We start from the raw sequence: 4,590 nt of genomic DNA, 5'->3' as shown, positions 1-4,590 counted from the left end.
AACCTTAGTCGCTACCTTTGTAACTAATATTTTAGCAAAATCTGTTGATTGTTTCCAAAATCATCTGATATACTTTACGAGTAGTTACCTAAGTAGTCACTATAATGAGAAGGAAGGAGAAATAGTATGGATAGCTTACTAACATACATATCAATTGCTGCAATGATGGTTATTATACCAGGGGCAGATACTATGCTCCTTGTGAAAAACACGCTTAGCTATGGTACAAAAGCTGGACGGTATACGGTTCTCGGAATGGCAACAGGGCTTTCTTTTTGGACGCTAATTGCTATTCTTGGATTATCTGTTGTCATTGCAAAGTCTGTCATTCTTTTTAGTACCATCAAATATCTGGGAGCCGCATACTTAATTTATTTAGGAATAAAAAGTTTTTTTGCTAAAAGCGTATTTTCTATAAAAGAAATTCAAGCTCAAGCAAATACACCTATTGAGTATTCAAATCGATATAATAAAGATTCCTTCATGCAAGCGTTACTTAGTAATATTCTTAATCCAAAGACTGTTATAGTTTATATCACAATCATGCCGCAATTTATCAATTTGAATGAAAATGTAGACCAGCAATTGATTGTATTAGCCTTAATCCTAACCCTACTCGCTGTATCGTGGTTTTTGGTTCTAGTTTATCTAATTGATTACGCCAAAAAGTGGTTGAACAACTCCAAATTCCAGAAGGCATTCCAAAAATCAACCGGTCTAATTTTAGTAGGTTTTGGCATAAAAACAGGAATTTGAATAAATTAACTAACGCATAATTTGATTCTCTCCGTTCAGAAATTTGAACGGTTTTTTTATTCATTTTGTCACAAAATCTTTCCTTCAATCGTCTTGAGGGTAGAACGAATGAAGGGGGAATTTTAATGGAAAAAGTTGATGTAGCCATCATCGGCGGTGGATTGGCAGGGTTAACGGCAGCCAATTACTTAGCAAAGGAAGGTAAAAATGTCATTGTATTTGATAAATCCAATCGTCTTGGCGGGCGATCCATGACTAATAACGAAAACGGTGCACTGTTTAACATCGGAGCTCATGCACTGTATTCGGGTGGAGAAGCTATGACTATTTTTAAAGAGCTTGGTGTTGAAATTAGTGGAAAAAATGCGATTGTTCAAACGCATGGTATTTGGAAAAACAAAGTGGTTCCCTTTGCAACTGGACTAGGTTCACTTCTCAAGTCTTCAGTGATTTCTTGGTCAGAAAAAATCCAATTTACTCAGTTGATCATTCAGATTTGGAAAATGAATATAGATAATATAATGACAGTTAGTTTAAGTGACTGGGCAGAAAAAGAAATAAAAAGTCCAATGATCAGGCACCATTTTTATGCATTATGCCGTACAACAACTTATACGTTTGCCCCGCATCTTCAGCTAGCCCGCCCCGTTTTAAGGCAACTTCAAAGAACACTGAAAACAGGTGTAATTTATGTCGATGGCGGTTGGGAGACCATCGTTGCGGATTTAAGAAAAAAGGCAGAAAGTCTAGGTGTAAAAATAAGATGTCATTGTAAGGTGGAAAAAGTAGAATCCAGACATCCATTAAACACCATTAAATGTGCAAGTGGCGAAACCATTGAAGCTGAGAATATTATTATAGCAGTACCACCTAATGAAGCCTGTCGTTTGCTTGAAAATTCTACACTATCTTTATGGAAAAGGCAGGCGGTTCCGATTACCGCAACGTGTTTGGATCTCTGTTTGACCCATTTGCCTAATCCAGACCATCAGTTTGTAATAGGCTTGGATCAGCCTATTTTTTTCACTAATGAATCCAGGGCCGCTAAAGTATGTAAAGAAGGTAATGCCGTTGTTCATTTAGTAAAATATCATGATCCGACATACCAGGGTTATGATCCTCTTACAAATAAAGAACAACTGGAAAAATTAATGGATCTCCTCCACCCAGGATGGAGGGAAGCGGTTATCACACAACAATTTTTGCCGAAAATCACCGTAGTGCATGATTTCCCAAGAGTTGGCCGGCATGATCCCATTGGACCTGAAGTTCCATCAACGCAAGGACTTTACATTGCAGGAGATTGGGCAGGCCATGATGAATTATTGGCTGATGGGGCTGTTGCGAGCGGAAAGCGGGCGGCCGCGCATATTCTGGAAAAAAGTAAAGTCTTAGTATGAGAGAGTGATTGATTTTGGAAATGGCCCAGGTTTATCAAACCTATAAACCATTACTATTCTCCTTAGCCTATAGGATGCTTGGGAGTGCAATGGATGCAGAGGACATCGTGCACGAAGCTTTTATTTTATTGGGAGAGGCGGATAACGAGACCAAAATTAATAATTTGAAGGCCTATTTATGTAAAATCGTAACGAATCGGTGCATTGATAAACTGCGATCCGCAGCAAAACAGCGGGAAGTCTATATTGGACAGTGGTTACCCGAACCAATTGTAGAAGATGATATAGACAATCCATCTATTTCTTTAGATAAAAAGGAATCCATATCGATGGCTTATTTATTGCTGTTACAACAATTAACCGAAGTTGAAAGAGCCGTTTTTCTGTTGCGTGAAGTCTTTCAATATGAATATGAAGACATTGCTTCAATCGTAGGGAAAAGCAGCACGAATTGCCGGCAGATTTTTCATCGGGCAAAAAAGGGAATTATGCACAAAACGCATTCTGAAAAGTCTGATAAACACCACTCGAAAACATATATAGAAAAATTTTCTCAGGCCGTCCTTGACGGAAATATTGATCTGATTCATGCGATGTTAACAAAGGATGCCGTTTTCTATTCGGATGGTGGTGGGAAAGTTACTGCTGCATTGCGGCCAATCTTCAGTGCGGATCATATTGCACGTTTCTTACTAGGCGTCATTACTAAACTTCCTGAGAATGCTGCTTACCAATTTAAAAATGTGAATGGCAGTCCGGGTATGGTCGTAATAATTGATGGAAGGATCGATTATGTGGTTTCAATTGAAGTAAACGATGGAAAAATAGCCAAGATTTACATGGTCTCGAATCCTGATAAACTAATTCATTTAAACAAATAATGTTATAAATGGGCCATCTGTTGTAGATGGCCTGAACTGTCGTTGGGCTAAAGGGGTATTTGTTGAATAGTTAATGACTAGTGAGACAAACGTTGTAATATTAGAATGGCGATAAATCAAGATTTTGTCTCATTTTGAATCAATGTTTGTGTCATTCAAAAGTGACACAAACATTGTAACCCTTACTTTATTTCACATCTATTTCAAAAATTTCGTCATAGAGAATTACCCCGTTTTTATCTACTCCTGCATCATTAGAATAGATATATGGAATGATCCTAAGTTTGGTTATGTTGTTTTCTAATGCTATAAATCTATAATAGTTAATATAACTTGAAGTCCGTGCGGAGAATTCTTGCAATTCCATCCCATTTTGATCTTCAATCCTAAAGTGAAGGTCATTAGAAATATCATTCATTTTGTAAGTAATCATTGTTGAAACAGGAGTTAATATCAACTCTTCTACCGTCACTTTCTGACCATCCTCTAGTGTAATATACTTATTAATTGGTATTGATTTCTTTTCTGCCATGAGTTTTTCACCGGATGCAGTAAATTCAAAACTCCACTTTCCTTTTATTAATTTCTTTGAATCACTTCGTTCCAAATTATTAAAGTCTATTTTAATCTGTTGATTATCTTGAAGATTAATATTTTTTATATCCGAAGCCCAAAAATAATTCACTGCTGAATTGGTTATTTCTTTGGGGCCTCCACCTCCCCCGAGATCTGATTTCTTACCATTTATATAAACTCCTATGTTTGAATACCAATTATAAGCTAAGTCACTATCCGATAAATCTGTATGGAATGTACTACTAATAAGGAGTTGACCTTCATCTAGTATTATTTCATTCAATGTCACCTTCACTCCATTACTTTCTACCGATTCTCCAATGACTGTTTTATAATCGCTTAATGAATCTTCTTGCGAATAGACAAATTTCTCTAGTGCGCTTCCGATTATTGGAATATCCGCTAAAGTATAATTTGTATTCATCCCTAAAATTGTTATGACTGCAAGCGAAGCTGCTACAGCAAGAATCCTTCTTTTATTACCCGATCTACTCTTTAACTTTGCCTTTATTCTTTTTTTTGTAGCCTTCTTTTCGATATCCGTTAATTGGCCACCTTCAAATTCTGATAGATTAATTTTTTCATCATTTAAACGCTCAAATAAGTTTTTCATCTATTCACCTCATTCTATTTTCCACTAGCTGAATTACCTTGAAATAATGACCGAAGCTTTTTTCGCCCACGGGACAAACGATTATAAAGAACGGACCTTTCTAAACCCGTTTCATTCGATAATTCATCGATATTTTTGTCTTCAGCATAATGTTTGATGAATAATATTTGATCTTCTTTCTTTAAGTAACCGAGCATTTTCTCAGTAGTGCTACTTAACATATTTCTTGTTACATGTGCTTCTACGTCAAATGGACTTTCTACCATCTCATCATCGATATCTTTTTGCTCTAAATATCTTTGGTATTTTCTTTGATAATCAATTGCCTTGTATTTTGCAATAGCTGCAATCCAATTTTTTAGTG

General features: G+C 36.3%; 4 protein-coding genes and 1 pseudogene. 3 read left to right on the top strand and 2 right to left on the bottom strand.

Annotated elements, in window-relative coordinates; all coding sequences use genetic code 11:
* Positions 1-126: 126 nt before the first annotated feature.
* From V7149_RS16970 to V7149_RS16960, 3 genes are all read left to right on the top strand, one after another.
* The gene (locus V7149_RS16970) at positions 127-756 is read left to right on the top strand and encodes a homoserine/threonine efflux transporter (protein WP_335346790.1); all 630 of its coding nucleotides are present in this window, start codon (positions 127-129) and stop codon (positions 754-756) included.
* 125 nt (positions 757-881) lie between these two features.
* Positions 882-2,156 carry a phytoene desaturase family protein gene (locus V7149_RS16965; RefSeq protein ID WP_335346789.1) on the top strand — a complete coding sequence of 425 codons (1,275 nt, stop codon included), beginning with the start codon at positions 882-884 and terminating at the stop codon, positions 2,154-2,156.
* 14 nt (positions 2,157-2,170) lie between these two features.
* Positions 2,171-3,037, top strand: coding sequence for an RNA polymerase sigma-70 factor (locus tag V7149_RS16960; RefSeq protein ID WP_335346788.1), 867 nt, complete (start codon positions 2,171-2,173; stop codon positions 3,035-3,037).
* A 187-nt stretch (positions 3,038-3,224) separates the two neighbouring features.
* Here V7149_RS16960 and V7149_RS16955 read toward each other — a convergent pair whose 3' ends face one another.
* Both V7149_RS16955 and V7149_RS16950 read right to left on the bottom strand, forming a co-directional pair.
* Positions 3,225-4,226 carry a DUF4179 domain-containing protein gene (locus tag V7149_RS16955; RefSeq protein WP_335346787.1) on the bottom strand — a complete coding sequence of 334 codons (1,002 nt, stop codon included), beginning with the start codon at positions 4,224-4,226 and terminating at the stop codon, positions 3,225-3,227.
* Positions 4,227-4,240: 14 nt separating this feature from the next.
* Positions 4,241-4,590, bottom strand: a pseudogene (locus tag V7149_RS16950) (sigma-70 family RNA polymerase sigma factor); the annotation flags it as partial.

Origin of the sequence: Bacillus sp. JJ1503, from assembly GCF_036965125.1 — a bacterium.
In the GTDB taxonomy this organism is placed as follows: Bacteria; Bacillota; Bacilli; order Bacillales; family Cytobacillaceae; genus Cytobacillus.
Note: the sequence above shows the minus strand (reverse complement) of the source record. Positions and strands in the feature narration are given on the sequence as shown.

Excerpts from the sequence above, each read along its gene's own strand:
- V7149_RS16965 (WP_335346789.1), top strand. The coding sequence starts at position 882 with ATGGAAAAAGTTGATGTAGCCATCATCGGCGGTGGATTGGCAGGGTTA.
- V7149_RS16970 (WP_335346790.1), top strand. The coding sequence starts at position 127 with ATGGATAGCTTACTAACATACATATCAATTGCTGCAATGATGGTTATT.
- V7149_RS16955 (WP_335346787.1), bottom strand. The coding sequence starts at position 4,226 with ATGAAAAACTTATTTGAGCGTTTAAATGATGAAAAAATTAATCTATCA.